General features: G+C 57.7%; 26 protein-coding genes and 1 tRNA gene. 20 read left to right on the top strand and 7 right to left on the bottom strand.

Annotated elements, in window-relative coordinates; genetic code table 11:
• Nucleotides 1-81: 81 nt before the first annotated feature.
• The 6 genes from M2447_RS10945 (at nucleotide 82) to dps (ending at nucleotide 6,485) form a co-directional block, all read left to right on the top strand.
• Nucleotides 82-2,388 carry a tetratricopeptide repeat protein gene (locus M2447_RS10945; protein ID WP_277558627.1) on the top strand — a complete coding sequence of 769 codons (2,307 nt, stop codon included), beginning with the start codon at nucleotides 82-84 and terminating at the stop codon, nucleotides 2,386-2,388.
• 127 nt (nucleotides 2,389-2,515) lie between these two features.
• Nucleotides 2,516-3,127: an acyl carrier protein phosphodiesterase gene (locus M2447_RS10940; RefSeq protein WP_277509459.1), complete on the top strand. Its 612-nt coding sequence runs from the start codon at nucleotides 2,516-2,518 to the stop codon at nucleotides 3,125-3,127.
• Nucleotides 3,128-3,196: 69 nt separating this feature from the next.
• Entirely contained in the window at nucleotides 3,197-3,880 is a 684-nt protein-coding gene (locus M2447_RS10935) for an SDR family oxidoreductase (RefSeq protein ID WP_277558626.1), read from the top strand.
• A 245-nt stretch (nucleotides 3,881-4,125) separates the two neighbouring features.
• The gene (locus tag M2447_RS10930) at nucleotides 4,126-4,533 is read left to right on the top strand and encodes an OadG family transporter subunit (RefSeq protein ID WP_277509457.1); all 408 of its coding nucleotides are present in this window, start codon (nucleotides 4,126-4,128) and stop codon (nucleotides 4,531-4,533) included.
• A 52-nt stretch (nucleotides 4,534-4,585) separates the two neighbouring features.
• Nucleotides 4,586-5,869: a sodium ion-translocating decarboxylase subunit beta gene (locus tag M2447_RS10925; RefSeq protein WP_277509456.1), complete on the top strand. Its 1,284-nt coding sequence runs from the start codon at nucleotides 4,586-4,588 to the stop codon at nucleotides 5,867-5,869.
• Nucleotides 5,870-5,993: 124 nt separating this feature from the next.
• On the top strand, nucleotides 5,994-6,485 hold the full coding sequence (gene dps, locus M2447_RS10920) for a DNA starvation/stationary phase protection protein Dps (protein WP_277509455.1): 492 nt from the start codon (nucleotides 5,994-5,996) through the stop codon (nucleotides 6,483-6,485).
• Nucleotides 6,486-6,550: 65 nt separating this feature from the next.
• On the opposite strand, the gene M2447_RS10915 is transcribed toward dps, so the two are convergent.
• The 7 genes from M2447_RS10915 to pyrR form a co-directional block, all read right to left on the bottom strand.
• Nucleotides 6,551-7,921, bottom strand: coding sequence for a UDP-glucose 6-dehydrogenase (locus M2447_RS10915; protein WP_277509454.1), 1,371 nt, complete (start codon nucleotides 7,919-7,921; stop codon nucleotides 6,551-6,553).
• A gap of 155 nt (nucleotides 7,922-8,076) precedes the next feature.
• Nucleotides 8,077-8,478 carry a ribosome-associated translation inhibitor RaiA gene (raiA, locus tag M2447_RS10910; protein ID WP_277509451.1) on the bottom strand — a complete coding sequence of 134 codons (402 nt, stop codon included), beginning with the start codon at nucleotides 8,476-8,478 and terminating at the stop codon, nucleotides 8,077-8,079.
• A 250-nt stretch (nucleotides 8,479-8,728) separates the two neighbouring features.
• On the bottom strand, nucleotides 8,729-9,040 hold the full coding sequence (locus tag M2447_RS10905; RefSeq protein WP_277558625.1) for a hypothetical protein: 312 nt from the start codon (nucleotides 9,038-9,040) through the stop codon (nucleotides 8,729-8,731).
• A gap of 105 nt (nucleotides 9,041-9,145) precedes the next feature.
• Nucleotides 9,146-9,661: a hypothetical protein gene (locus M2447_RS10900; RefSeq protein ID WP_277558624.1), complete on the bottom strand. Its 516-nt coding sequence runs from the start codon at nucleotides 9,659-9,661 to the stop codon at nucleotides 9,146-9,148.
• A gap of 29 nt (nucleotides 9,662-9,690) precedes the next feature.
• Nucleotides 9,691-10,983 (bottom strand): dihydroorotase, encoded by a 1,293-nt coding sequence (locus tag M2447_RS10895; protein ID WP_277558622.1) that lies wholly within the window; start codon nucleotides 10,981-10,983, stop codon nucleotides 9,691-9,693.
• Nucleotides 10,984-11,152: 169 nt separating this feature from the next.
• Nucleotides 11,153-12,100 carry an aspartate carbamoyltransferase catalytic subunit gene (locus M2447_RS10890; RefSeq protein ID WP_277509445.1) on the bottom strand — a complete coding sequence of 316 codons (948 nt, stop codon included), beginning with the start codon at nucleotides 12,098-12,100 and terminating at the stop codon, nucleotides 11,153-11,155.
• A gap of 95 nt (nucleotides 12,101-12,195) precedes the next feature.
• On the bottom strand, nucleotides 12,196-12,777 hold the full coding sequence (gene pyrR / locus M2447_RS10885; protein ID WP_277558620.1) for a bifunctional pyr operon transcriptional regulator/uracil phosphoribosyltransferase PyrR: 582 nt from the start codon (nucleotides 12,775-12,777) through the stop codon (nucleotides 12,196-12,198).
• 265 nt (nucleotides 12,778-13,042) lie between these two features.
• On the opposite strand from pyrR, the gene M2447_RS10880 reads away from it, so the two are divergent.
• The 14 genes from M2447_RS10880 (at nucleotide 13,043) to M2447_RS10815 (ending at nucleotide 26,801) form a co-directional block, all read left to right on the top strand.
• On the top strand, nucleotides 13,043-14,530 hold the full coding sequence (locus M2447_RS10880; protein WP_277558619.1) for a hypothetical protein: 1,488 nt from the start codon (nucleotides 13,043-13,045) through the stop codon (nucleotides 14,528-14,530).
• Between the two features lie 53 nt (nucleotides 14,531-14,583).
• Nucleotides 14,584-15,780, top strand: coding sequence for a glycoside hydrolase family 2 TIM barrel-domain containing protein (locus M2447_RS10875; RefSeq protein WP_277558617.1), 1,197 nt, complete (start codon nucleotides 14,584-14,586; stop codon nucleotides 15,778-15,780).
• Nucleotides 15,752-17,494 (top strand): HAMP domain-containing sensor histidine kinase, encoded by a 1,743-nt coding sequence (locus M2447_RS10870; RefSeq protein ID WP_277558614.1) that lies wholly within the window; start codon nucleotides 15,752-15,754, stop codon nucleotides 17,492-17,494. Before M2447_RS10875 ends, M2447_RS10870 begins: the two co-directional genes overlap by 29 nt.
• Complete coding sequence (locus tag M2447_RS10865; RefSeq protein ID WP_277558613.1) at nucleotides 17,491-18,183, top strand: response regulator transcription factor; 693 nt, start codon at nucleotides 17,491-17,493, stop codon at nucleotides 18,181-18,183. Before M2447_RS10870 ends, M2447_RS10865 begins: the two co-directional genes overlap by 4 nt.
• A 210-nt stretch (nucleotides 18,184-18,393) precedes the next feature.
• The gene (locus M2447_RS10860; protein ID WP_277558612.1) at nucleotides 18,394-19,125 is read left to right on the top strand and encodes a hypothetical protein; all 732 of its coding nucleotides are present in this window, start codon (nucleotides 18,394-18,396) and stop codon (nucleotides 19,123-19,125) included.
• Between the two features lie 194 nt (nucleotides 19,126-19,319).
• Nucleotides 19,320-19,410 (top strand) — tRNA-Ser (locus M2447_RS10855).
• 73 nt (nucleotides 19,411-19,483) lie between these two features.
• Nucleotides 19,484-20,725, top strand: coding sequence for a site-specific integrase (locus M2447_RS10850; protein WP_277558611.1), 1,242 nt, complete (start codon nucleotides 19,484-19,486; stop codon nucleotides 20,723-20,725).
• Between the two features lie 144 nt (nucleotides 20,726-20,869).
• A complete protein-coding gene (locus M2447_RS10845; protein WP_277558609.1) occupies nucleotides 20,870-21,493 on the top strand; it encodes a hypothetical protein in 624 nt (207 codons plus the stop codon).
• Nucleotides 21,490-22,050, top strand: coding sequence for a hypothetical protein (locus M2447_RS10840; protein WP_277558606.1), 561 nt, complete (start codon nucleotides 21,490-21,492; stop codon nucleotides 22,048-22,050). The genes M2447_RS10845 and M2447_RS10840 overlap by 4 nt, the downstream gene beginning before the upstream one ends.
• 176 nt (nucleotides 22,051-22,226) lie before the next feature.
• Nucleotides 22,227-22,583, top strand: coding sequence for a hypothetical protein (locus M2447_RS10835; protein ID WP_277558605.1), 357 nt, complete (start codon nucleotides 22,227-22,229; stop codon nucleotides 22,581-22,583).
• Between the two features lie 21 nt (nucleotides 22,584-22,604).
• Complete coding sequence (locus tag M2447_RS10830; RefSeq protein ID WP_277558604.1) at nucleotides 22,605-22,952, top strand: hypothetical protein; 348 nt, start codon at nucleotides 22,605-22,607, stop codon at nucleotides 22,950-22,952.
• Nucleotides 22,933-25,548: a hypothetical protein gene (locus M2447_RS10825; RefSeq protein ID WP_277558603.1), complete on the top strand. Its 2,616-nt coding sequence runs from the start codon at nucleotides 22,933-22,935 to the stop codon at nucleotides 25,546-25,548. The genes M2447_RS10830 and M2447_RS10825 overlap by 20 nt, the downstream gene beginning before the upstream one ends.
• A 5-nt stretch (nucleotides 25,549-25,553) precedes the next feature.
• Nucleotides 25,554-25,976 (top strand): hypothetical protein, encoded by a 423-nt coding sequence (locus tag M2447_RS10820; protein WP_152032802.1) that lies wholly within the window; start codon nucleotides 25,554-25,556, stop codon nucleotides 25,974-25,976.
• A gap of 27 nt (nucleotides 25,977-26,003) precedes the next feature.
• Nucleotides 26,004-26,801, top strand: a complete 798-nt coding sequence (locus tag M2447_RS10815) for a type IV secretion system protein (RefSeq protein ID WP_108825443.1) — start codon at nucleotides 26,004-26,006, stop codon at nucleotides 26,799-26,801.
• Nucleotides 26,802-26,910: the final 109 nt, after the last annotated feature.

Raw genomic sequence — 26,910 nt, 5'->3', positions numbered from 1 at the left:
TTGTCATGTCGCATTGTTGGAGAAGTGTTGGTTTCGCTTATTTGCGAAAAATACCGGAGTGCTTTTCCGTCGAATTGCCCTGTGACGAATATCCATGACACCACCGCCGCCTCCCAAGCCCGCTCGCCGGCTCACCGCCGGCGGATTTGGGTGGCTGTGCTTGCGCTCGTGTTGGCCACGGCGGCGGCGTATCACAACTCGTTTTCGGGAGAGTTTATCTTTGATGACATCTGGTCGATTTCACGCAATGAAAGCATCCGGCAATTGAGCACGGCATTTTCGCCGCCCAACACTTTTGGCGAAACGGTTTCGGGGCGGCCTCTGCTGAACTTTAGTTTTGCCATCAATTATAGGATCAGCGGGAAGGAGGTTTGGAGCTATCATCTCGGCAATCTCCTCATCCATGTTGCCGCGGGGCTGTCGCTATTCGGCTTGGCGCGGCGCACGTTGTTGCGGCCCGTGTTGCGCGCGTATTTTGGCGGGGACTCATCCACGCTTGTCGCGTTTGTCATTGCCGCGCTTTGGCTGTTGCACCCGCTGCAAACCGAATCGGTCACTTACATCGTGCAACGCGCCGAGTCGTTGATGGCGTTGTTCTACATCCTCACGCTGTATTGTTTTGTGCGCGGCGTGGATTCCGCGGGCGCGCGGACATTTTGGCTCGCGCTTTCCGTCGCCGCGTGCCTGCTCGGCATGGCGTCCAAGGAGGTGATGGTTTCCGCGCCGCTCATGGTTTTTCTTTATGACCGGACGTTTGCCGCCGGTTCGTTCCGGGAGGCTTGGAAGCGCCGGAAAGTTTACCATGCGCTGCTGGCGTCCACACTGTTGCTGCTCGGCTGGCTGGTTTGGCGCGCGGGCGGGCGCGGGGGAACCGCGGGCTTCGGCACGGAAACCACGGTGTGGACTTACGCGCTCACGCAAATCAAGGCGATTCCCCATTACCTGCGCCTCGTTGTCTGGCCGCGCGGGCAGGTTTTTGATTATGGTTCCGGCGTGGTTGCGCGCGTTTCGAGTGTCTGGCCGCAGGCGTTGCTGTTGGTTGCGTTGGGTGGGGCGACGGTGTGGGCGCTTATCCGGAAGCCGGCGTTGGGGTTTCCCGGGTTTTTGTTTTTCGCGGTGCTCGCGCCCTCGTCGAGCGTGATTCCGGTGGCCACGCAAACCATGGCCGAGCATCGCATGTATCTGCCCCTGGCCGCGACTGTGAGCGCGATTGCCGTCGCGGCGTGGTTGGTTGCGGGGCGGCGTTCGCAATGGCTGTTGATTGCGGCGGCGGCGGCGCTTGCGGTTGCCACATTCCAGCGCAACGCGGTTTATCGCGACCAGTTGAGCCTGTGGCGGGATGTTGTGGCCGGGGTTCCCGGCAATGCGCGCGCTCACAACAACCTTGGCAATCTCTATGCGGAAAAAAACATGCCGGAGCGGGCGCTGGCTCATTGCCGCAGAGCCATCGAGCTCAATCCCAACTTTGCCCAAGCCTACAATAATTACGGTTATGCGCTGGCCAAGCTCGAGCGACACCAGGAGGCGCTTGCCTATTATGACAAGGCGCTGGGGTTTCGGGAGCATGGCTCTGAGATCGCGCTCGCCAATCGCGGGTATTCGCTTTTTTGCCTGGGGCGCCTGGATGAGGCGACGGACGATTTTATCGCGGCCCTTAAAATCCGTTCCGATTGCACGGCGGCGCTCAGCAATTATGGCAATGTGCTTTGCAGCCTCGGGCGTTATGACGAGGCGCTTGCCATGCTCGACAAGGCCGTGGCCGTTGACCCGAAATTCGCCACGGCGTGGAACAATCGCGGCAATGTCTTTTCGGCGCGCGGGACCGACACGGACGAGGCGTTGCGCTGCTACAAACTCGCCGCCGGGCTCGACCCGAGTCTCTGGGCCGCGGTTGACAATGTGGCGCGCTATTTGCTCGCGCTTGGGCGGCACGGGGAGGCGGTTCCTTATTTTGAGGCGTCGATCCCGATATCCCCCGACGCGGGCGCCTCGCATTTCGGACTCGGCACCGCCCTCATGCTTTCCGGAAGGCCGGCGGAGGCGGTTTCGCATTTTGAGCAGGCGCTTGCGCGCCAGCCGACCGCCGGCTGCCATCACAACCTCGCCGTGGCGTTGTTTAACACTGGTCGCGCGGGGGAGTCCATCGCGCACTTTGAGGCGTCGCTGCGCCTTGATCCACAAGCGGCTTCCGCGCATCATAATTACGCCGTCGCGCTTGCGGCGCTTGGGCGCATTGCGGAGGCCGTCGCCGCGGAAAGAGCCGCGCTGCGAATCGCCCCCGGTTTTGCGCCGGCGCGCGAGCAGCTCGAGCGTCTCGCCGCGAGCCCCGGAGCAGGGGCTGGTTTGCACACGCCGGACGGCCGCTCGAATGATTCCCCGACGCGTTGAGCCGGGCCGCGAAAGTGCCGCGCCGTGCAACTTGGGATTTTGTGATTTGCAGCAACATGGTTTTGGCAGTTGCGTTCGCATGAATGAAACCCGGACGATTTTGCATTAACGAAACCCCGTTTCGCGCATGAACTGGCTCGCTCATTTTTTGCTTTCGGAACCGTCGCCGCGTTTTCGCATTGGCAACGTGCTTCCTGATATCGTCGGTCCGGCCTTGATATCGGGCATGGACATCGAATACAGGCGCGGGGCGGCGTGCCATCACGCGATTGACGATTTCACGGATTCGCACGCGGTCGTGCACCGGAGCATTTCGCGGTTCGCGGGCGTGCGGGAATTGCGGCACATGGGCGGCGTGCTCACGGACATGCTTTACGATCATCTGCTCGCGCAGGATTGTTTCTGGGCGAAATATTCGCCTTCCGTGCCGCTGCCGGATTTTGCCGCGCAGATTTATGACGGGATAAGGGCGCGCGAGCACGAACTGCCCGGGGCCGCCCGTTCGCGCCTGCGCCTCATGTGCGAGCATGACTGGCTGGTTTCCTATCGCGACGCCGGGAAAATCCGCCTCGCATTGCAACGCATGGGCGCGCGTTTGCGGAGGCCCGTCGACCTGTCCGTGGCGATGCCCGTTTTTGAGCGCGCACGCGAGGCGTTTTCGAATGACTTCGCCGAGTTTTTTCCCCAATTGGTTAGGCATGTTTCCGAAATGGAGTTTCCCGAATCGATGCTGTTGTGATTAAAACAGCAGGAACGCATGTTTTGGAAACCCTCTCGGCATAAATAAACGGCACGGATTATATATCTCATGAATAATGCAAAAAAGATCGTTGTCACAGGCGTTACACGCGGGCTTGGTCGGGCGCTTGCGGAGGAGTTCATCCGGCTCGGACACACGCTCATCGGGTGCGGACGCGGGGCTGACGGGATTCTTGATTTGCGTTTCACGCATTCCTCGCCGCATGACTTTTCGGCGGTGGATGTTTCCGTGCCGGCCAAGGTCGATCTTTGGGCCGAGCGTGTGACCGGCATCCATGGCGCGCCGGATTTGCTCATTAACAACGCCGGTTTCATGAACAAACCCGCGCCGCTTTGGAAGGTTCCTCCCGAGGATTTTGCCAGGGTGCTCGACGTGAATGTGAAGGGCATGGCAAACGTCATCCGCGCGTTCGCGCCGGACATGATAAAGGCCGGGCGCGGCGTGATTGTGAACTTCAGTTCGGGGTGGGGCAGGTCGGTGTCGCCTGAGGTCGCCCCTTATTGCGCGGCGAAATGGGCCGTCGAGGGGCTTACGCGGGCGCTGGCGGAGGAGCTTCCGGCGGGCATGGCCGCGGTTTCGTTGAATCCGGGTGTGATCGACACGGACATGCTCCGGCAAAGCTTGGGCGCTGGCGCGGCTTCGTATCAAAAACCAGAAGAATGGGCAAAGCGCGCGGCACCGGTGATTCTTGGGTTTGGCCCGAATGACAATGGGCGTCCCGCTGACGTGTAGTGTTTTTAATATTTTATTTAATAGAGCGAGCCAAACGCGGGCTCCTATTGCAGGCGCGTTGAAATAGCGGGTCGTTTCCGTGTGAAAATTTGTAAACGGCAAACGAATATAATTGCCATCAAGCCGTCGCTTTTGCTTGCGCAAGTTCCCAAACCCTTGACGATATTCCCCAACTTTCGTCCCCCCCGCTTTTCTGTGTTTGCTTTTTTCGTCAACCAGATACGCAACCCAAAAATAAACACGCTATGATACTGTCACCCTTGCTGTTGGGAGTATTGCCTGAAAAACCATCGGTAGCTGAAACACTCGTTTATCAATTTAACGGATTGATGATAGTGTTTATGGTTCTTGGAGGGCTTTGGATATTGTTTGAAATCACCGGGGCCATTTTTAAACGACATGGCGCCCTTGTTGAGAAAAAGAAAGCCGGGGCGCGCGCTTCCGCAGCCGCCGCGAGCGCGCCTGTCGAGGCTTCCCCATCCGCCCAAGCGGAAGGGATTGCTCCCGAGGTGATCGCTGTGATTTCCGCATCGATTCACGTCGCGCTTGCCGGGCGACGACACCGCGTGCTCACCATCAACGCGGCGGCGCACGGCAACGAGTGGGCTGCCGAGGGCAGGCGGGATATTTTCAGGTCACACAGAGTGCGTTGATCGCGCGCGTGTGTGAATAGTTTAACAACGTAACATCAACTACTCAAATATCATGGATTTGTTGCAAGGATTCTTGGATTATCTCAGCTCAACCGGATTTCATGCCATCACTTGGAAAATGGTGATCATGTGGGGGGTGATTGTCGTGCTATTTTACCTCGGCGTGGCGAAACAGTTTGAACCGCTTTTACTCGTGCCGATCGCATTTGGCGCATTGCTCGCCAACCTGCCGACCGAAGGCGTGCTCACGGCGAAAATGCGTTCGGACGGTGTTTATGAGACGGCGACATTCAAGATTGAGGGCACGCTGGAGCATCACACCGCGCCGCCCATGACAGTGGCGCCCGACGGAACCGTGACGCCTCCCGCCGCGGCAACCGGCACCGTCAAAGTGGAGCGAATCGAGGGCGGCCTCTACGACTTTATCTCGCAAGGCATCAAACTCGAACTTTTCCCGCCGATCATCTTTTTGGGCGTGGGTGCGATGACCGATTTCGGGCCGTTGATCGCCATGCCTCGAACATTGCTTCTGGGCGCGGCGGCGCAACTGGGCCTTTTTCTCACCTTCATGTCGGCGACGCTGTCGGGGTTGTTCACATCCAAGGAGGCCGCGTCAATCGCCATCATCGGTGGGGCGGACGGCCCGACCTCGATCTTTGTGTCCAACAAGCTCGCGCCGCATCTGCTCGGCGCGATCGCGGTCGCGGCCTACACCTACATGTCGCTCGTGCCGCTTATCCAGCCGCCGATCATGCGCCTGCTCACGACGCAGAAGGAGCGTCGCATCCGCATGAAATCGCTCCGCAAGGTTTCCAAGCTGGAAAAGCTCATATTCGCGGTCGTGGTCATGATTGTGTGCATCCTGCTTGTGCCGGCGGCCTCGCCGTTGATCGGCATGTTGATGCTCGGCAATTTCCTTCGCGAGTGCGGTGTCACGGAGCGCCTCGTCAAATCCGCGCAAAACGAAATCATCAACGTCGTCACCATCTTTCTCGGCACGAGCGTGGGGCTCACCATGAACGCCGAGAGCTTCCTGCGCGGACAGACAATCGGCATCATTTTGCTGGGTGTCGTGGCATTCTGCTGCTCCACGGCGGGCGGCGTGATCGTCGCCAAGCTCATGAATTTGGTTTCAAGGAAAACCCCGATTAATCCGCTGATCGGCTCGGCGGGCGTGTCCGCGGTGCCGATGGCCGCGCGGGTCTCGCAGGTTGAGGGGCAGAAATACGACGCGCAAAACCACCTGCTCATGCACGCCATGGGGCCGAATGTCGCCGGTGTGATCGGCACGGCGGTTGCCGCCGGTTACTTCATTTCAACGCTTGGCGGCGGGTAACTCCGTGGCGCCGCGGCGCGAAATGTAAAACAAAGGCGAATTCCCCTCAGGGCATTCGCTTTTTTGTCCCGGCGGGTTGCGTTTATCATAAATATGCTTTGTCTATAAATAGATTAATTTTCCCATGAAAAAACAAACAACCATGAATGACATCCCCTCCAAAACCCGCGCATTCTCAATCAAAGCGCTCAACCAGACCCTCGCCGATGTGAGTGATCTTTATTCTCAAACCAAGCAGGCTCACTGGAATGTGCGCGGCCCGTATTTTTACACGCTGCACAAATTGTTCGACGACGTGGCCGCGGCGGTTGAGGAGCCGATCGACGCCCTCGCCGAGCGCATCGTGCAGCTTGGCGGCGTGGCGGAAGGCACCGTGCGCATGGTCGCCAAAAACTCCGGCTTGTCCGAGTTCAAGGTGTCCGACAAGGCGGCGAATTCCGACCCGCTCGCCTACGCGAAGGCGCTCGCCGCCCAATACGCCGTGTGCGCGAAATCCGTGCGCAAGAAGGTTGACGCCACCGCCGACGCCGGTGACGCCGGCACGTCGGATTTGCTGACCGGCGTTTCAAACGCCCTCGACAAATCGCTTTGGTTTATCGAGGCGCACACGCGCTGATCAGTCTCGCATCCCCAGGAATCCAAAAAGGCCGCGTGACGCGGCCTTTTTTGTTTGGGCAAATCTCATTCAAACGACCGGCCGATGCCGTGTGCTTGAAAACCGATGACCTTGAGCTTTGCCAGGTCGAGGACGTTGCGTCCGTCAAAGATCAGCGCGGGCTTGGGCATGGTGTCGTAGATTTTTTGGAAATCCAGCGTCTTGAACTCGTCCCATTCGGTCAGCACGGCGATTGCGTGCGCGCCCCGGCACGCCTCGTATGCGTTTTCCGCCACGCTCAGGTTTGGGTTGGGCGGGGCGTCCTTGCCGAGCACGGTTTCCGAAATGGCGCTCGCGGGCACCTTCGGGTCGTAAACGACCACGTTGCCCTGCTCGGCAAGCAGGTCGCGGCAAATGTAAATCGCGGGTGATTCGCGCGTGTCGTTGGTGTCCTTCTTGAAGGCGAAACCGAGAACAGCGATGCGTTTGCCTGCCGCGGTGTTGAAAAGGCTGTGCACAATGCGCCGCGCAAAACGCGACTTCTGGTAGTCGTTCATGCTGATCACTCGCTCCCAGTATTCGGCGACCTCGGGCAGTCCGAATTTTTCGCAAAGATAAACAAGGTTCAGGATGTCCTTTTGAAAACACGAACCGCCGAAACCGACCGAGGCTTTCAAGAACTTCGGCCCGATGCGCGAATCACAACCGATGGCATGCGCAACCTCGTCCACATCCGCGCCGGTCGCCTCGCAAAGCGCCGAAATCGAGTTGATCGACGAGATGCGCTGCGCGAGAAAGGCATTGGCAACGAGTTTTGAAAGCTCGGACGACCAGAGGTTTGTGGTGATGATGCGCTCGCGCGGCACCCAGCGGGCGTAGATGCCGGCGAGCATTTGCACGGCTTGCTCGCCCTCCGGCGTGCGTTCGCCGCCGATGAGCACGCGGTCGGGCGCGATCAAGTCGTTGACGGCCGTGCCCTCGGCGAGGAACTCGGGGTTGGAAAGCACGGAAAACTTCAGCCCGTTCGTATTGGCCGCGAGGATCGTTTTGATTGTCTCGGCGGTTTTGACCGGGATGGTGGATTTTTCGACGATGATCTTGGAGCCTTCGGCGACCTCGGCGATTGTCCGCGCCACGGACTCCACGTAGCGCAAATCCGCCGCTCGTCCGGCGCCCACGCCATAGGTTTTTGTGGGAGTGTTGACCGAGACAAAAATAATGTCGGCCTCGCGGATGTTTCCGGCGACATCGGTGGAGAAGAACAAGTTGCGTCCCCGGCATTGTTTCACGATGTCGTCGAGTCCCGGTTCATAGACGGGCAGGGCGTCGGAATTCCACGCATTGATGCGCGCCGCGTTCATGTCCACGACGGTCACGCGAATATCGGGCGCCTTAAGCGCGATCATGGCCATTGTGGGGCCTCCAACATATCCAGCTCCAATGCAGCAGATTTTCATGATTTGTAGGATGTCTAACTTGGCCGCCTGCCGGTGCAAAACCAAGAAGGAAATCGCGCAAAGAAAAATCGCATGACGAGGGGGCCGCGCATGAAAAAGCCGGACCCGCGAGGAATCCGGCTTTTTCGGTTATTGTTGATTGGCTTTACGATGGCTCAGGCTGTCGCGGACACTTTGGGTAGTTCCGCCTCGAGATCAACGGAGCGCGGGTGAAGTTTCTTTTTCTTCATGGCACTGGCGCGCACGCGCAGAAGGCGGTCCAGCTTCTGCGACATCAAATCAATGGCCTTGTAGGCGTCATCGCTTTCCATGGTGACAACCATGTCCGGACCGCTAATTTCGATGAGCCCCTTCGCAAGAAACTTGGGTTTCCCTTTTCGTAACTTGTCGTATTCCAAGTCGACGCGTATTCGGATGATCCGGGCTTGGTGACGCAGGAGCCTTTCACATTTGCTTTCAATGAAAGCCCTGAGAGCGTCGGTTAGGTCGAGATGCACTCCGCGAACAATAAGCTTGTTATTGTCGCTGGCCGATGAGGGAACGTTTTGTTTTTTCATCGTGTGTGGTTACGCCAGCAAGGAAGCACACTTTTCCCTGAAGGGAAACCAAAATATGCCGAAAAAAGGCTATTTAATTTTGAACATTTTCGAATCACCCGAGGCAGACGCCGCCAGTGTAAAAATGATGTTTGGGGGCGCCGGGAGGCGGACGCTGACCTTGGCGATCTTGTCGTCCGTTTCGTAAATGATGATCTGCGGCGGCTTGTTTTCAGGTTCGGCGCATTGGTGGCATTGTTTTAGGAATTGTTCAGTGGTGAATGCAAAAAATTGATGGAGAGTGGAGAAGGGAAACCCAACCTGAGCTTTTCTGCTGTTTTTTAGTTTGTTTGAGCCAAACGTAAGAGCGTTTCGAGATTGTAAACCAATGGCACATCGTGGTCGTAAGTATATGTGTCGCCATAAGTGGCGCGATCCTCGCCATGCAATTCAAATTCCTGAATGCATGTGCGCCGATCAGCCAGTTTCGCATCGTCAGCGCGGTGTTGACGGCTTTTGTCGCGCTTGCGTGGGTTTGCCGGTGGATGTCCGCGATGCTTTTGATGAGGGCGTCGAAGTTCATGCGGAGGTTTTGTTGTTGATCAAAGATTTTTGGGATGGGGTGCTCGTGTGGAGAAAGAGGGATGATTTTAGAGCTTACGCACGTATCATGACAACCATTCGATTCTTACTTTGGAAAGCCCTTAGTTTTGGCGACTTTTTGGGATAGCAAGGCAATCAAGGTATTTGTGTTTGGAACAATGGAGGCTGGGAAGAAATAATAGGTCCTTTGATTTGTCATAAGAAAGAACCATCCTTTGTGGTATTCCGCAGATGCGATATGTTGCCATTCGAGTCGTCCTTCAAAACCTGCGCCTGTAACATGAATGTCATTTTCGGAAATCTCGTATGATTTTTCACATCGGATTTCCGCGAGAGTGTTCCATTTTTTTCTTACTAAAAAAAACGAACTGAAAAATAGAGAAAATATAAGCAATGGCAATAATAGTAACAGCCAATTGGATAAATAGATATCCAGTGTTGTGTCGTTCGGATGACTTGGGCGCAGAATGGGAGATGCACAGTAATACAAAAATAAAAGAATGGCCAGCAGTCGTAATATTTTGAGTTCTCTAATTTTTGAAAGGTGCCATTTATTAAGCATCCGGTAGTCTGCAAACGTTGGAGTATATTGAAATTTCATTAGGGATGTTTGCAGAGAGAGCGTCTGTGCTACTTTATTTTCCCGTTCTCAAACACCACTTTGCCGCCGACGATGGTGTGTTTCACTCGGGCGGTGAGGGTTTGGCCGGACCAGGGGGAATTGGCGGACTTGCTTTGGCCTTTTTTCGCGTCGTAGAGCCATTTTTCCTTCGGGTCAAAGAGGCAGATGTCGGCATTCGCGCCTTCGGCGAGGGTGCCGGCCTCCAGATTCAAGAGTTGGGCGGGTTTTCTTGTCATCAGGTCGATGACGTGGGGGAGCTTGAACTTCGACTGGCGCACGAGGATGTCGAGCGTGACGGGAAGCGAGGTTTCCAAGCCGAGGATGCCGTTGGGCGCATTGTCAAATTCGCGGTCTTTTTCGTAGTCGGTGTGCGGGGCGTGGTCGGTGGCGATGATGTCGATGGCGCCGTCGCGCAGGCCTTCGATTATGGCGAGGCGGTCCTCCTCGGTGCGGACGGGCGGGTTCATTTTGTAGTGGGTGTCGTAGTGCTCGAGGGCGGCGTCGGTGAGCGCGATGTGGTGCGGGGTGGCCTCGGCGGTGATGCGGGTGCCGCGCGCCTTGGCGCGGCGGATGAGTTCGACGGAGTATTTCGAAGAGATGTGCTGGCAGTGGATGTGCGCGCCGGTGTAGGAGGAGAGGATGACGTTGCGCGAGACGATGATGTCCTCGGCGGCGTTGGGCCAGCCGCGCAGTCCGAGGCGGCTGGACATGACGCCTTCGTTCATCACGGCGCCTTGCGTGAGGGAGTGGTCCTGGCAATGGTCCATGACGGGGAGGTCGAACATTTTGGCGTATTCGACGGCGGAGCGCATGAGGGCGTTGGATTGCACGCAGTCGCCGTCGTCGGTGATGGCGACGACTCCGGCGCGCTTGAGCGAGCCGATGGGGGCGAGGGCCTGGCCTTTCATGCCTGTGGTGATGCAGCCGGTGGGATAAACGCGCACGACGGCGTCGCGGTCGGCGGCATCCTTGATCGCCTGGATGGTGCCGGCGTTGTCGGCGACGGGCGATGTGTTTGGCATGCAGACGACGGTGGTGAATCCGCCCGCGGCGGCGGCGCGGCTGCCGGTGGCGATGGTTTCCTTGTGCGTCTGGCCGGGCTCGCGGAAGTGGACGTGGACATCGACGAGGCCGGGGCAGGCGACGAGGCCGGTGGCGTCGATTTTGCGCGCGCGTTTTTTCGCGGCGGCGGAGAGGGCGGGGACGATTTTGCCGGCGTCGTTGACGTAGAGGTCGCCGATGGCGTCGCGTTTGGTTGCCGGGTCGATGATGCGGGCGCTGTGAATCCAAATGGGTGTCATTGTGATGGTGGTTTGAAAGTGGTTGGTGGGCGTTGGAGGGAGAGGCGGGGAGGAAGGATTTTCGATTTTGGATTCTCGATTTTCGATTGCGCGCTACCGCGCGTGTTCAAAATTCAAAACGGAGCGGAAGCTCCCAATCGAAAATCGAGAATCGAAAATCGAAAATTTTCTAATCGGAGCTGGCGATCACGTTTTCCGGCTGGCCTCCGGAGCAGAGATAGAGCACCGCCATGCGCACCGCGATGCCGTTGGTGACTTGTTCGAGGATCACGCTGTTGGGGCCGTCGGCGAGGTCGTTGTCGATTTCGACGCCGCGGTTGATCGGGCCGGGGTGCATGATGAGCGCCTTGGGGTTCAGCCACGAAGCGCGGGTTTTGTTGAGGCCAAACATGCTCGTGTATTCGCCGAGCGAGGGGAAGTGGTTCGCGCTTTGGCGTTCGTGCTGGATGCGCAGGAGCATGACAACGTCCGCGCCGGCGAGGGCGCCGCGGAGGTCGTGCGAGACCGTCACGCCGAGGGCGGTGAGGTGACGCGGGACGAGGGTCGAGGGGCCGCAGAGGGTGACGTCGGCGCCGAATTTTTTCAGCGCGTGGATGTTGGAGCGGGCGACGCGGCTAAAGAGGATGTCGCCGAGGATGACGATTTTTCGGCCTTTGAGCGAGCCGAGGTGCTCGCGCATGGTGAAGGTGTCGAGGAGGCCTTGCGTGGGGTGGGCGTGCGCGCCGTCGCCGGCGTTGATGACGGGGATGTCGAGGAGTTTGGAGAGGTAGAGGGGCGAGCCGGAGGCGGCGTGGCGCAGGACAATCATGTCGGCCCCGAGGGCGCGGATGTTTTCGGCGGTGTCGCGGAGGGATTCGCCCTTGGTGGTGGAGCTGGCGGAGGCGTCGAAGCTGATGACGTCGGCGCTGAGTCGCTTGGCGGCGATGTCGAACGAGATGCGGGTGCGCGTGCTCGGTTCGAGGAAGAGGTTGACGATGGTCTTGCCGCGCAGGGCGGGGACTTTTTTCACGCTGCGTCCGAGGATTTTTTTGAAGGCGGCGGCGGTGGCGTGGATTTGGTCGATTTCGTCGAGGGAGAGTTCCTCGAGCGTGATGAGGTCTTTGCGTGTCCAGGGCATGGTGGTGAAAAGGGCTGAAGGGCTGAAAGCCTGAAGGCTGAAATCAGAACTTCGGCAGTTGTGAGTTTGTTGATGTTTGGGTAATTTTTCAGCCTTCAGGCTTTCAGGTTTTGGATTTCAATGGTGTCGAGGGCGGGGTCGGCGGGGTCGATGTGGGTGCGGATTTTTTCGTTGGCGCCGACGTCGAGCTGGATGCCGGTGTAGTTGGCGGCGATGGGGAGGCGGCGGTCGCCGCGGTCAACGAGCACGGCGAGTTCGACGCGTTCGGGGCGTCCGTGGTCGAAGACTTCGTTGAGGGCGGCGTTGATGGTGCGGCCGGACTGGAGGACGTCGTCAACGAGGATGACGGTGGCGTTGTTGACGTCGCCGGGGATGTGCGTGGGCGCGAACTCCTTGGGGATGGGGTGGCGGCCGATGTCGTCGCGGTGGAAGGAGATGTCGAGCACGCCGGGGCGCGCGCCGGGGATCATGGCGGCGAGCCGGCGGGCGAGGGTGACGCCGCCGTTGGCGATGCCGAGGAGGAGGATTTTTTCGCGGGCTGGATGCCTTTGGGCGATGGCCCTGGCGAGTTGCTCGATGGCGATGTGGATCGCGTGGCCGCTTTCTGTTTCACGTGCGGCGGTGGTTTGTTTTTTTGATTTGCTGATTTTGGCGGGCACGGGTGTGTGTTTTGGCACGGGCTTGGAACGGGGGGAAGATTATTTTATCGAAATGAATCGCGCCGCGGGCGGGGAGCGCGTTCGGCGGGGTGGGGCGGATGCGGGCGTGGCGTCGGGGGCGGGAGCGTTGAGAAATCATTGAGTGGGGGCGGTTGTGCGTTTCGGGCGTTTGTTTTATTCTTTGCGCGTTCCCGCTTTTTGCGTCGAATGGCGCAGGGCCGCCTCCTCGCCCCGCCGCCTTTTCACACTGGAGAAAACCCATGCGTCATAGAAAGTCTTCCTCATGAAAAAAATCACATCCGTCCGCGGCGTTTTTTTGCGCGCGCTGTTTGCGCTGGTTGTCCTGGCCGGCGTGCTCCGCGCCGATGACGGCGTCTCGCTGGAAACCGACAGCACTTTTCCCGACATCGAAAACTGGGCGGGCGCCAACTGGCAGAGCGCCGGCTGGCCCGCGATTCAGTTGAAGAAAAGCCGTATCGACCGTTCCATCGTGCAGCTCGGCTTCGACTCGGTGTCGCCCTACAACACCGGCGCCGGCCCCAACTTCCTGCTGCGCGTGCGAATCGGTGGACGGTTTGTTTTTCTGACAAACTCCGCGGAGGTCGCCGCGTCGAAGGCCGGCGCGATTTTGATGCAAAAAAAGGAGCGCGTTTTCGAGGGAATCCTTCCGGGCGGCGGCGTGCTCGCGGAGGCGGCGGTCGATTACGGGCGGAGCACGGTGCACTACTCCGCCGGCGAACTGAATCCGGGCAACACTAACGATCCTCGCTTCACGTCGCTGCGGTTCATCCCGCGCGAGGGCGCAAGCGCCGCCGGCGAGGCTGGCAATGGCGGCGCGGTTTCGGATTGGGCGCCGTTGTCCTTCGGCATTCCGGCCTACTACGCCGGCGCGAATTGGTCCGTCGCCGCGTGGCCCGGCGCGCGCGGAAAAACCGTGGGCAAGCGCGCGACGGTCAGGCTCGGCTTCGACGGCGGCTCCGTGTATCGGGGCGGCGCGCAGGCGCAGAATTTTCTCTGCCGTCTCGTGTTCAAGACCGGCGGCACGGTTTTTCTTAGCAACAGCGCCGAGGTCGCGCGTCGCAAGGGCGGCGTCACCGTGATGGAGCGGAAGGGCGGCGGCTTCGAGGCGGTCGTGGACGGCTTGGGCGAGCTGAAGGAAGTGGCGGTTGACTTCGGCGAATCCACGATGGCCTACGGACGCGGAACGTGGAGCCTCAACAAAAAGAACACCGCCGACGTGCGCTTCAACAGCCTGGACATTTCTCCCGTTGCGGGAGCGCAAGGCGCATCCGCCGTGCCGCAAGCGCAACCCGCCAAACCGGCGGCCGGCGCGCAAACGAGGGAGTATGTCGCGCCCGCCTACTATGGCGGCCCGAATTGGCTCGTGGCCGTTTTCACGGGCGCGCGCGGACTGAGGCTGTCGGGAAAAAACACGACGCTGCGGCTGCACTTTGATGGCGCGTCGTGCTTCAACACCGGCGAGGACGTGAGTTTTCTGCTGCGCGTGGTTTTTGAAAATGGGAAAACAATCTACGCATCGAACTCCGAAAAAATCGTGGACGCCGCGCCGGGCGGAAAGACCGCGAAATTTTCGTTGAACAAAACCGCGCGCTATTTCGAGGGCGCGCTTGTCGGGCTGGGCAACGGCGGCGCGGTTCGCGAGATCGCGGTGGATTTTGGCGAGAGCACGAGTCATCTCCCCGTGCCGCTCAACAAACGAAACAACAACAATCCGCGCTTCACAAAACTGACCGTTTTGGAGGAATCATGAAAAACGCGCCAGCGACTGGGAGCGCCGGCATCTTGCCGGCAAATTCGAAAGCAATGAGAGGATGCGATACTTCGTCTGCCGGCTGGAAGCCGGCGCTCCCAGTCGCTCCGCGTATTCTAATAACATCACTTTGTATTGCGCTTCTGGTTGTCGCCTCCGTTGCGCCCACCCTCGCGAAAGCCATTACAGGCTCCGAAATCGTCACCGTGCACCGGACGACGGCTTCCGCCGGGAACGGTTTCGCATCCGTAAAAATCGACGGTCGCAAAATAATCGTCACGCGCGATCATGATAAAAACGCGTCCGGGAATTATATAATAAAAGGCGTGTGTTACTCCAACGATGCCAACGGCCTCACGTTTTATGAAAACCTCGACCGCGACTTGGAGTTGTTGAAGGCGATTCACGCAAACTCGATCCGGACATTCAGGCCGTTCGCCGCCTACAAGGAGGGCGCGGAGACAGTCGAGCTCGATTACGAAAAAACCAAGCGCATGCTGGACAAGCTGGCGGAGGCGGGGATCTCCGTCACCGTCGGCTTCGACTCCGCGCGCGACATTGTCGGGGGTATCCGCGACGACGCCACGGGGCGCGTGTATCGCGAGGCGTTTTATATGGAATATATAAGAGCCTTTGCCTCGCACCCCGCCGTGCTCGCGTGGGCGTTTGGCAATGAGTATAATTATAAATACGCGGAGTGGTTTGGGGGCGACAAAGGCAGGTGGCTCGCCATCCTCGCCGACGCGGTGAAAAACGCGAAGGCCGTGAGTTCGCGACCGACCGCGGTTGTCCATGGCGAGTTGCCACGCGAGGCGGAAATGCTCGAATACCGCGCCATCCCCGGATTGGACATGGTCATGCTTAATATATACCGCGGCCCCGGCTTCGGCGCATTATACAAGGATTGGGAGTCGCTGACGCGCGCGGCGCCCATGCCCGTCGTGCTCTCTGAATTCGGACGCAGCTCGATGGACGGACGCGGCAACGACACCAGCGCACTCCAGGCCGCGTGGCTCGAAAAAATGTGGGCCGAGATCGAGTCCAACTTCACCGGAAGCGGCGCGGGCGGCTATGTTTTTTCGCTGAAAGACGAGGCGTGGAAGGGCGATTTCGATTCGGGGCCGAACATCGGCCTCGAAAGTCATCTGGGCATTTTCACCGCGGACGGACAACCCAAGCAGGCGGCGCGAGTGATCATGCGATTATGGAAGGCGGCGGAACATGAAAAGGAACTTCGAGGCAAAAATTAAGCGCTTGTTTTTGACGCCGTTCGCGTCGTGGTTGTTCGTCGCGCTGATCGTGACGGGCGCGGTCGTCATGCTTGTGTTGCTGCGCCAAAACCGGGCGCATGATGCAGCGGAGGCGCAACGCCAGGCGCAGCTTCGCGCCGCCGCCATCGCCGACCGCGCCAAGCTCTCCGCCAGCTTGATGGAAGTGCTTTTTTCGGACGTGCAAGGCGCGCTCACCGCGACGCTCAACGCCGTGCCGCGCGAGGGCACGCTCGCTTTTTTGGAACGCTGGCGCGAAGTGAATCCCCTCATCGCCGACGCCGTGCTTGTGAACGCGCTCGGCGTGCCGGACCCGGGCGCCGCAGCCATCGCGCCGGCGCCGATGATGACAGACTGGCTTTCAAAAACGCCGTGGCATTCCGGAGCCGTTGCCGAAAAAATCCCGGCGCACGCGGATTCATCCGCCACCGTCACCGCATGGGAACCGCTTCGTGAAAAATTGCGCACCGCCGCCGCTCGCGCTCCGTGGCACGCGCGCGGCGATGATGCGGGGGAACCCGGGCCCGATGGCATCGCGACCGGCAACGTAGGCGCGCTGCCGCCAAGCGATGATTATACAAAAAGGGAAACCTGGCCCGAGCGTCGGCGGCGGCTCGGCATTCCCTTCGTCGAGCGCGCAGGCTGGAACGGCGCGCCCGGCGGACTTTTTGCGTGGCGCATGTGCGATGACGACATCGTGCTGGCCGTCAGCGTGGATTTGCACGAGCTCGCGCGCCTGCTTTCCATCGCGCTCCCGGCGGAGACGCAAGGCGGCGGGCGTTATCAATTGCTCACGGACGGCGGCGGCGGTTTTTCGATTCACGACGAGCTGCTTCCCGGTTGGAGGGTTGCCGCCGCGCAAAGCACCCCCGATGCCGGCGCGGTGTTTTCCGGGGAAGCATTATACATCAGCGCATCGCTGCTCGTGGTGCTCGCGGCGTCGCTGGGAATCCTGCTGCTGCTCGGTTTTCAAAAACGGATGCGCGAAAACGAAATCATCGCGGCCGTCACGGACTACGCCTCGCACGAGATGCGAACCGACGTGCAGGAAATTTTATGCTGCACCGACCCGGATGCGCTGCCACCGGACGCCGACGTTGAGCATCTGACAAAGGAGCGGGCCGCGATGATCTATTACGCGTCCGGGCGGCTTTCCGAGACGGTGGCGTTTGTCCTGGATTTTTTCCCGCGCGTCATGCGCGGCGGAAAACTGTGGACGGAAAATGTCGATGTCGGCCAAGTCGCGGGAAAATTGCTGGATGAGTTCACTGCTGCCATGCGAAGGGCGGGAATCCCAATGGGATTCCGGTCGAGTTTTCCCGGGGAGCCTGTCCGCCTTGCGAGCAACGAAACCGCGATTTCCATCATCCTGCGAAACCTGATCGAGAACGCCTGCCTGCGCGCGCCGGCGGACAATCGCATGGTGGAGTTAGTCCTGCGGGAAAACGCGGCGACGGGCATGATTGAGCTGCGTGTTCGCGATCACGGTCCCGGCATTTCGGGCGCCGAACTCGGACGTATTTTCAAACCCCGCTGGCGTCCCAAGGATGATGAGCGCGGCCACGGCATCGGTTTGCCGTTGTGCAGAAAACTGGCCCGCTCCCTTGGCGGCGATCTTGCCCATGAAACCCCGGGCGACGGCGAGGGCGGAAACGTCTTCATCCTGTCGCTGGCAAATAATAATAAACAGACATGAATAATATAAACAACGGCGCGGTCCTCGTCGCGGAGGATGATCTGAATCTCGGCCTGTTTTGGGAGGAGTGGCTGACGCGGGCGGGCTACACCGTGACGCGCACGACAAACAAAGCCGACGCGCTGACCGCGTTCGAGCTGGGGCGGTTCGCCTTGGTGGTGCTCGATATGCAAATGCCCGCCGCGCGGGGCCGTGGCGTGAATAATAAAGCGGGTTTGCTGGCCGCCAGGGAAATGCGCCGCCTCGATCCCGACGTGCCCGTGCTCTTTCTCACCGCGGGCAACGACGAGGAAATCGAGGCGGACGCGCTCGAACTGCCCGGCCATGGCAAAACTGGCTTCACTCGAAAACCGTGCGGAATGAAGGCGTTTCAACTCCGCGCGCGCGAAATGGCGCGAAACAATCAATTCCCCTTCGGCCCGCGGGCCGTGATCAACACAAGCACGCACACCGCCACGATCACCGGAGCCAAAGAATCCAAGCGCCTGTCGCCGCAAGTGCTCGACCTGGCCGTGGTGTTTGCGCGAAACAAGGATGTCAGCCTGAGCCGGGCGGAGCTGGTCAGGCAATGGGGCTGGGACGAGGCGTCGCTGGATGAGTGCATCCGCAAACTGCGCGACGCGGTGAATGATGCCGATCGCACAACAATAAAAACAATACACGGCACCGGTTATATATATCAATCGTAGGGGCGCGCCTTGCGCGCGCCCTCGTGTGCGAACGACTGTTTGCGTGCGAATTCATAAAGCGGGCGAACACGGGGGCGTTGAGATTTCATTGATACACGCGGTTTAAGCCGTCACCGGTTTTTGATATAATGTGCGCAACGCCCGCGGAAAGAGGATGCACGACGCGACTCCGACGCGCGGGTTCAAATAATAAACAAAAAACCGCACACCATGACTTCACCAAAATTCCGCCGCCGTTGCGCGGCCTATCAAAATGCAAACTCGCGCGCCTTCGCCTTTGTCGCACTGGCGTTTTGCGCATTGATGATGCTCGCTCCCGCCGCCGTCGCGGCGGACGCGTCAGCCGAATCCACCGCTCGAACCACGCCGGATCAAAAATGGTTTGTCGATGCGGGACTCCTGACGCACATAAGCAGCGACCTGAGCGGCCTCGGTTTTAATATTCGCGGCGGCCGTTATATTGGCGCGGCGGACAGGCTCACGCTCGACATGGGCGCGTGCTTCGACCTGGACCCGAAAGTGACCGGGCGTTTCTCATATTATCGCAGCGGCAGCAGCACCATTTACCACGACGGAAAAATCGAAATCAAGCAGACGGTCATCCCCGTTTTGTTTGGCTGGCAGCACGAGTGGAAAACGAAAAGCGGCAGGTTTGCCTGCGCCTTCGGCCCCACGGTCGGCGCGGCGTATATCGATGCCAGCGAGGAGAGGAACCCGCGCGTGAGCAACGCGAGCAACGTGATGCGCAGCGATGACGGAGTCGCCTTCATGTATGGCGCGACGCTCAGCCTACGTTGGAATATCCTCCGCAATAACGACCGCTTCTATGTTGACTGTTCCGTCGCCGCGCTCGGCGCGACGAAGGTGAAGCTCGATAAGTTTTGCGAAGACATAAACCTGTCCGGCGGCCGGCTGGTCGCGGGCATCGGGTATCGGTTTTAACTGATTCCATCCAGTCTCCGGAAGGCGTGAACCCAGGTGCGCACCCGGCATTCGCGCCTCCGGCTGATTGCGGTATAATGATCGGGGTTTTCCAGATGCCATTCCTTGCGCCCAGTTTTGCGCGTGTCGTGTTGACACGGAAGAGAGTGCTTGAAAAATCCAAGAAGTCGCGCACCGTGACGAATCTCGCACTCGGAGGAGTGGCTGAGTTGGTTTAAGGCACCTGACTTGAAATCAGACGTGGGCTCACGCTCACCGGGGGTTCGAATCCCTCCTCCTCCGCCACTTAACATGTTTAATATAAACATGTTAACATTCGGATGAAATTAGGTTGCCACGTGACGCGGCAACCTAATCGATGAAAACACAAACCGCGTTATTTGTTCTCAAGCCATTCAAAAACCGCAATGGCGTTACATCCTACCGTGTGAGTGGCTGGCTTCATGGCGAGCGAATCCGAAAAAACTTCAAGACCCGTCAAGAAGCGGTTGTCGAAAAATCCACCCTCGAAATCAAAGCGGCGCAGATTGCCTCCGGGCTGCGTCCCACAGCGACTATTCTATCCCCGGAGCAACAAAGCGAGGCAGAGGCTTTGTTCCTGAAAATAAAACCACTGAATCATTCGTTATCCTTCTACGTTGATTATGCATTGAAAAACTACCGTGAGGTAGAGCACAAAATTCCTTTGACGAATGCCGTGTTCGAATACCGTGCGCAACGAGCTCAAGATCACGCCAAGGGTTTGATTTCAGTTTCACAGATAAAGGCTATCAAAAATAACATGACGCATTTGTGTAATTCATTTCCCAATGTGCTCGTTTCAGACATAACGCCAGATCATCTCAGGACTTTTTTCGGGCGGGGAAACGCGACGCTCAAAACGCACAACAATCGCCGCGGCATTGTTTCGACTTTCTTAAAATTCGCCATGGATAAAGAGTGGATTTCAAAAAATCCTGTTGCCAAAATCCCGCAATATCGGATTGCGCATAAGCGCGGTTCAGCGGCTACGCTTTCGGCGAATCAGGCGGCTGAACTGATGGAATATGTCGAAACATTTCACGAAGGGCGTTTGGCCTCTTATTTTGCGCTATGCTTGTTTGCCGGCATCCGGCCTGATATTGACCAGGGTGAAATCGCCAAATTAAGGCCCGAGCACATCAATCTGGATACAAAAGTCATCCGAATTGAGCCGGAGGTTTCAAAGGTGAATATGAAACGAAATATCACGATACAGCCGAATCTGGATGCGTGGTTGAGTGCGTATCCGTTGAAGAAATATCCGGTGGTCATAACCAACATGAAATACCTGCGGATCAGGATATCGAAAAAATTCAATCTCACGCATGATGTGTTGCGCCACACATTCATTTCGATGCATGTGGCGAAGTTTCGCTCAATGGGCGACACGGCGTTACAAGCTGGAAACTCGGAGGAAATAATTCGCAAGCATTACCTCGACGTGAAAAGCCAGAGCGAGGCCGAGGTGTTCTTCTCCATTATGCCAAAACTGCGAGCCGTGCCGAAAGCGGTGGCACCGACAACACCTGCATCGGCCGCACCACTTGCATCCAGCGATCCGATTTCCCGTGCCGCGTGAAACATGTGCAACGTGACGCCACTACATGGGTAGCATGGAAACTACAATCGCATACAATCACCCGTCACTTATCGATATCAACGGCCTGCGCTTTTGCGGGATTTTTCCGACAGGACGCGAGCCGTCCATCCGCACCTTGCGAGAATGGACACGCAATCGTCGCATCCCGCATCACCGCGTGGGGCATTTCGTTTATTACGACCTTGCCGAAGTCTCGCTCCACATCCGCACGAAACTTTTCGTGCCAGCGCGCGGGTAAAAACAAAACAATTCAACAATAGTTTTCCCAATGAACGCCGCATGCGCCGCACATGCGGCGTTTTTCTTTTTTATACATTTAAATCTCATTCAAAAAAATTGGGGCAAATCAACACAGAGGCGCGCCCCTATTATGTATTCATAAGCAGGAGCAGGATGCAGGGCGAAACAACCACGCCCATGAATATACAAAATAATAAAACCAATCATCAAGACACACCAGCCCGCGCGTCCGCCAGCGACGAAGCGTTTTTCGCAGACCCTATTGACTCGAAAGCCGAGGCCCGCGCAATGACGTTGGAAGCACTCACACATGTCCTGCTTTGGATCTCCGAAGGAAGCACGCTCGTGCAACGCGGCCTGCGCTCGACCATCGTGCTGCGTCAAGTGCGCCCCGACCTCATCGGCGGCATGACCTTGGAGGAAATCGGCGAGCAGGCCGACTGCACCCGGCAGACTATTCACAAACTTGCGGACGACTTTCGCAAAAGCATGGGACTCGCATTATGAAAACGGAAATAATCATATCTGCGAATACGCCGACAACGCACTCCGCCGCGTCTGCCATTTCAGAGATAAACCGCCTACACTCGGAGGCACAACAGCTTGTCGGCGAATCCCGCCGCTCACTAGACGCCGCGCTGACAGCCGCATGGCGCGCGGGGAAACTCCTCATCGTTGAAAAAGCGAGCATCCGCAGGCACGCAGGACGCGGCGCATGGCTTCCGTGGCTGAAGACATGTTTTCACGGCGGAGTGCGCACCGCGCAACGTTACATGCAATTTGCCCGGCGTATTGATTCACCGGACGCATTGTGCGGACTCGGTTTGCGCCAGGCATATTTGCGACTTGGGATTTCCATGTCATCAAAGACTTCCCCCGATTCCCAACGTGCCCGCCCGCTGAAACGCCCAACTCATGCCATGCTTGCAGCAAAGCTGATCCGATTGCTTCGCAATAGAAAACATAATGGTTCCAGACTCGGATCGCTCATTCACCCTTCGCCAGAGCTTGATACTCTTTATACATTGTTGGGCGAGTTGTATGAATCAACAAAGCACGTCTGAAAATGAGATGATGTTTGCATGGGCATTCGTGCAAAAATGAAAAAATCGCGTTTTTATTCCGAAAAAACACGGAAACATCCAATACGCGGAAAAATAATCAGGGCAAAATAGCGGCATGATTTCCCCTGTTTTCGCCGCAATCGGCGGAGGACGGGATAAATCGAAAAACTCCCGTCATGAAAAAACTCTCCACTAAAATACTCCGCACGGTTTTCACGCTCGCACTCGCGTCGCTCGCGACACTGATGGCAACACCCGCGCACGCCGCGCAAATTACGCCCATCACGATTATCGCGCAAATACCCACACAGGTGAAAACCGGTTTCCAATATGGTTTGGGCATCCTGTTCATGGTTGGGTTCATCTGGGGCGTCATTAACATCTGGGGCGGAGCCGACCGTCTCAAGAAGGGCGACGCGGACGGCAAAATGGGCATTGTTTCCGGCATCATCATTGCCGGAGCCGCCGCGATTATGGCCGCGCTCTTCTATATCTTCGGGATGAGCGACGGTTCGCTCACGCCGCAATTCTAACGAAACCGCACCGCCATCGTCATGAGCGCCGAACTGCGCATCACCGACACAAACAGTGCCAACGACAGCAAGGGCCGAGCGCTTGGTTTCGAGGGAAACGACTTCGTTTATGTTGTTGTCGGCATCGTCGCCGCCATTGGACTTTTTCTCGTTCTCTATGCAATGCTGGGCGCGGCGCCAGTTATGGCGCTTGTGTTTTCCGTGCCGGTATGCGTCGGCCCATTTTTATGGGTAATGATGTTTCGCCGCAACAAGCCCGAGGGCTACGCCGAGGATTTTTTCGACGAACTTCTCAACAAAGAGGGCTGGAGTTTCGCGCCGCAAAGCCAGCCGGCACCCGTAATCCGCCATGAAAACCGCCGCGCCTAACGGATACTTTGCCGAGGGTTTGCTCATCTACGGCACACTCGAAAAAGGCGGCATCGCGAGCAAGGGCCTTTTGCTGCAACCACCCGATTTGCGAGGAGGGAGCGTTGCCCAGCTAAACGCCTATCAAGACAAAATCCGCAGTTTGCTCGCGGCTCTTGGCGACGGAATGCGCGCGCAACTCCAATGGACATGCAACTGTGACTACCGGCAGGAGTTGACCCGCTACCACCGCGAAACCGAACGCGTGAAACATTCGCACATCCGACAAGTCCGCACGGAGCGATTTGAGCGTTACTGGCAGCGGATGCACCGTCGCGATTTGCGCCGCGAACAGCTCGTGCTGTTCATCTCAACCAATCTCGACGCATCCGTGCCGCCAAAATCGGCGAAGGCGAAACTTTCGCACGATCACCTCGCGGCGCATTACGAAAAAATACTCGCGCAATTGCGCACGCGCTTTGACGAATTGACCGCCACGCTGCGCACGCTCTTCGGCAGCAACACGACGGTCACTCCGATGGATGACCTCGCGCATTTCACTTATTATTCCAAGTTTTTGAACCCCTCGCTTGCCGATGCCTTCGACATCGACTTCGCCGCGCGATTCAACCCCGCGCAAACCATACAGGAAAATTGTTGGTGTTCAGACGGCGTGAATCTCCCGAAAACCGGTTTCTATTTCGACGGGCGTTATCACGCTGTTTTCGCCTTCAAACGGTGGCCGAGCCGGACATATCCGGGAATCATTTTGCGACTCACCGCGCTGCCGTTTCTCGACTATCAAATCACCGTCAATCTCGAACCGCTTCCGACAAAGATCGAGGTCGAAAAAGAAGAGCGAGCCATCGAACGCTTGCGCGGCGAATACAAGGACACCGAACGCCACTCGCTCCTCGTCGCCATCGGCAAAAAGGAGCGCAAGGTCGAATCGCTTTCCACGGGATTCATTCGCCCATTCTCGACCACCTACATTGTTCGCGTGTGGGATGAAACCGAGCAGACGCTTTCCGCAAAATGCGCCGCTGTCAAAAATGCGATCAACAATCTCAGCGGCGCGCAGTATTACGAATGCGCCCTGCCCAGCACCGCGAAGAAACTTTTCTTTGCCTCATGGCCCGGCTGGACACGTTCAACCTACCGCCATCGCAACCTATATGCCGAGGACACTTACCTTGCCGACTTGCTGCCGTTCTCATCGACATTCACCGGACACCTCGCCGAAGCCGAGGCGATTTACGACGGCGCACAGCAGGGAAATCTCGTCGGCTTGCGCACCTTCATTGGCAACCCGCCGACGCCGCAGCACGCGGTTCTTCTCGGTGCGACCGGCGCGGGAAAATCCGTCCACATGTGCGATTTGCTCGAACAAACCGCCGCTTATTACGATTACACCGTCATCATCGAGGAGGGCTTGTCCTACGCCAAATACACCGAGGCGATGGGCGAGCGTCCGATACTTCTGCACCCCGATGGCGACCTCACAATCAACTACCTCGACACGGGGAAACTTCCTCTCAGCCAGCTTCAAATGGCCACCGCCGTCGCGCTTTCCTCGCGCATGATCGGCGAAGCCGCCGACGCGGAGACGCAGCAAATCCGGCAGGCCATTTTGGGGCAATACGTCCATCAGCTTTACCAGGACGCTTTCGATGATTGGGCAAAACGCCACCAAGCACTCATGCCGGAGATTCAGCGCATGGCGTGCGCGACAAATCTCTGGAAACGTGCGAAAATGTCGCACGGCACCACCGACCTCGAATCATACGCCGAGCTTCGCGACCGCATCGCCAGCAATGACGACGAGGCGCAGCAATTCATCGCCGCGATTCCCGAGGCGAACATCACGCGCTTCCTGAAAGACCCTCAAACCGAGCGCGCAGTCATGGCAACGGCGCACGTGTGGTATGAACCGGACGACTACCCGCAGCACGCGAGCCTTGTCGAATTGATGCAATTTTCGCGTTTTCCCGAGCACAAGAAGGAAACCATTGACCACATTTCCACGTTGCTCGCCGCGTGGAGTGCGCATGGACAATACGGACGGCTTTTCGACGGACAGACAAACATTTCACTCACCGGAACCGTTGCCCATTTTGAACTTGGCTACATTCCCGAACAGGCGACTGAACTCAAAACTGCCGCAGGTTTGCTCATCACCGGCTTTACCCGCCAGCACATAATTTCACTGCCGCGCGTATTGCGAAAACGCATGCTCTACGAGGAACTCGCCCGTTTCCTCGACGTGCCTGGAGGCGAAAAAATCGTCGCCGAATCTTATGCGCAGTTGCGCAAGTTCTCATGCTGGACTGCCTCGATTGTTCAACAATACAGCCGTTTCAAGGATACCAGAATCCGCCCCGTCGTCATCGGCAACAGCAAGCAGTTTTTCCTCATGCGGCAATTTGACCGCAGCGACATCGCCGACATTGCCCGCGACATCGCGCTTCCCGAAAACATCTGCGAGGCGATTCAAAACTATCCGATGCCGGAACAGCAGCCCGATGGGAAAAAGTTTTCGTCGATTTGCTTTTTCACACCCGTCACCGACCCGCCGCTTTGCGGCACGGTGCGCAACATCCAAGCAAAGAAAAATTAGAAATTATGAAAACAAACATCTGCATGCTCATACCACCATTTCTATTGATTATGGTGTTTCTTTCCGGCTGCGGCACGCTCGGCACATCGGCGACCGATCTTGCGCTTGCCGGTGCTGGCGGGGCCATCGGTTACGAGGTTTCCGATCACAACGTCAGCGGAGCGGCCATCGGTGCCGCCGGTGGCTATGTCATCTCGAAGGTCGCGCAAACACAGGTGAAAAAGGCCGTCACCGATGCCGAGAAGCGAGGCTATGACCGCGCGATGAATCAGGCCGTAAAGCAACAATACTGGATAATCCAAAATCTCCAAAAACAGGACGACGAAACCGGCGCGGAAGCACGCCCCGTCACAGTCACGCTTCCCGAAACCACCACCAACGACGGCACCATATTGCGACCCACCACCGCCGTCATACGCGCTCAATAACAGCCCCAAAAATCAATCCACATTATCATGAAGAAACTATTCGCACTTTTCGTTCTGGCGGCATCGACCGCGTTAAGCGTGCTCGTTTTTGCCGGTATGCCCGTCATCGACGCGGCCAACCTTGCCAACAGCCAGATTTCGCACATCGCAACCATTGCCAAATGGGTTGAAAACATCGCACAGTTGAAGGCGCAGATTACGCAGTTGAAAGAGCAGGTCAGCATTCAAGGGCAGTTGCGAAACTGGACAGGAAATCCCGCTGATGCCGTAAAACTTGTTTCGCTGGGGATTCTGACAGAGCGCGACCTAATGCGTGATTTTGGAATGTCGCGCACCGACATCGCCCGCGCGGCGCAAAGCCTCGACACTCTCACGCACACGGACGGCAACACCTACCGTCCCGTTTCCGTGCCTGATCTCAACGGTGGCGCAGTCCAACACGACCCGCTCACCTATCGCCGGCATACGTTGATTGACGCTCGCACAGACAACACACGTCTTGTCACCGATCAAACCCGCGAACGTGAGCGCGAATTGCAGGAGGAAATTGCCCTCACCCTGGCCGAACTTCGCAGCGGTTCAACCGACGCACAGGTGCAAAAACTCACCGCCAAACTCATCGTCCTGAACGGCCAACTTTCGCAGGTTGAAACCGCGCGTCGCCGTCAAGTTGACGAAGTGCTTCTCCAAAAAATCGCGAACGACAACCGTCGCGAAATTGAGCAACTTGCCGCCGCCGATCTCGCGGCAAAAGACAACTACATCGCCAACCAGCGCGTTGCGACTTTCATGCGCTCACTCAACCCGCGTAAAAACGTGCGGTAGCCAAGTGTCCAAGCTGTCAAGTTGCCAAGGTTGGGGTCTATTTAGACATCCTAAAAGATGTCTATTTTACTCATATTGACATTCTTTAAGATGTCCATTTATTGAAAAT

Origin of the sequence: Ereboglobus sp. PH5-10 (assembly GCF_029504735.1) — a bacterium.
Classification (GTDB): Bacteria; Verrucomicrobiota; Verrucomicrobiia; order Opitutales; family Opitutaceae; genus Ereboglobus.
The sequence above is the reverse complement of the archived record's forward strand: the minus strand, read 5'-3'. Positions and strand labels throughout refer to the sequence as shown.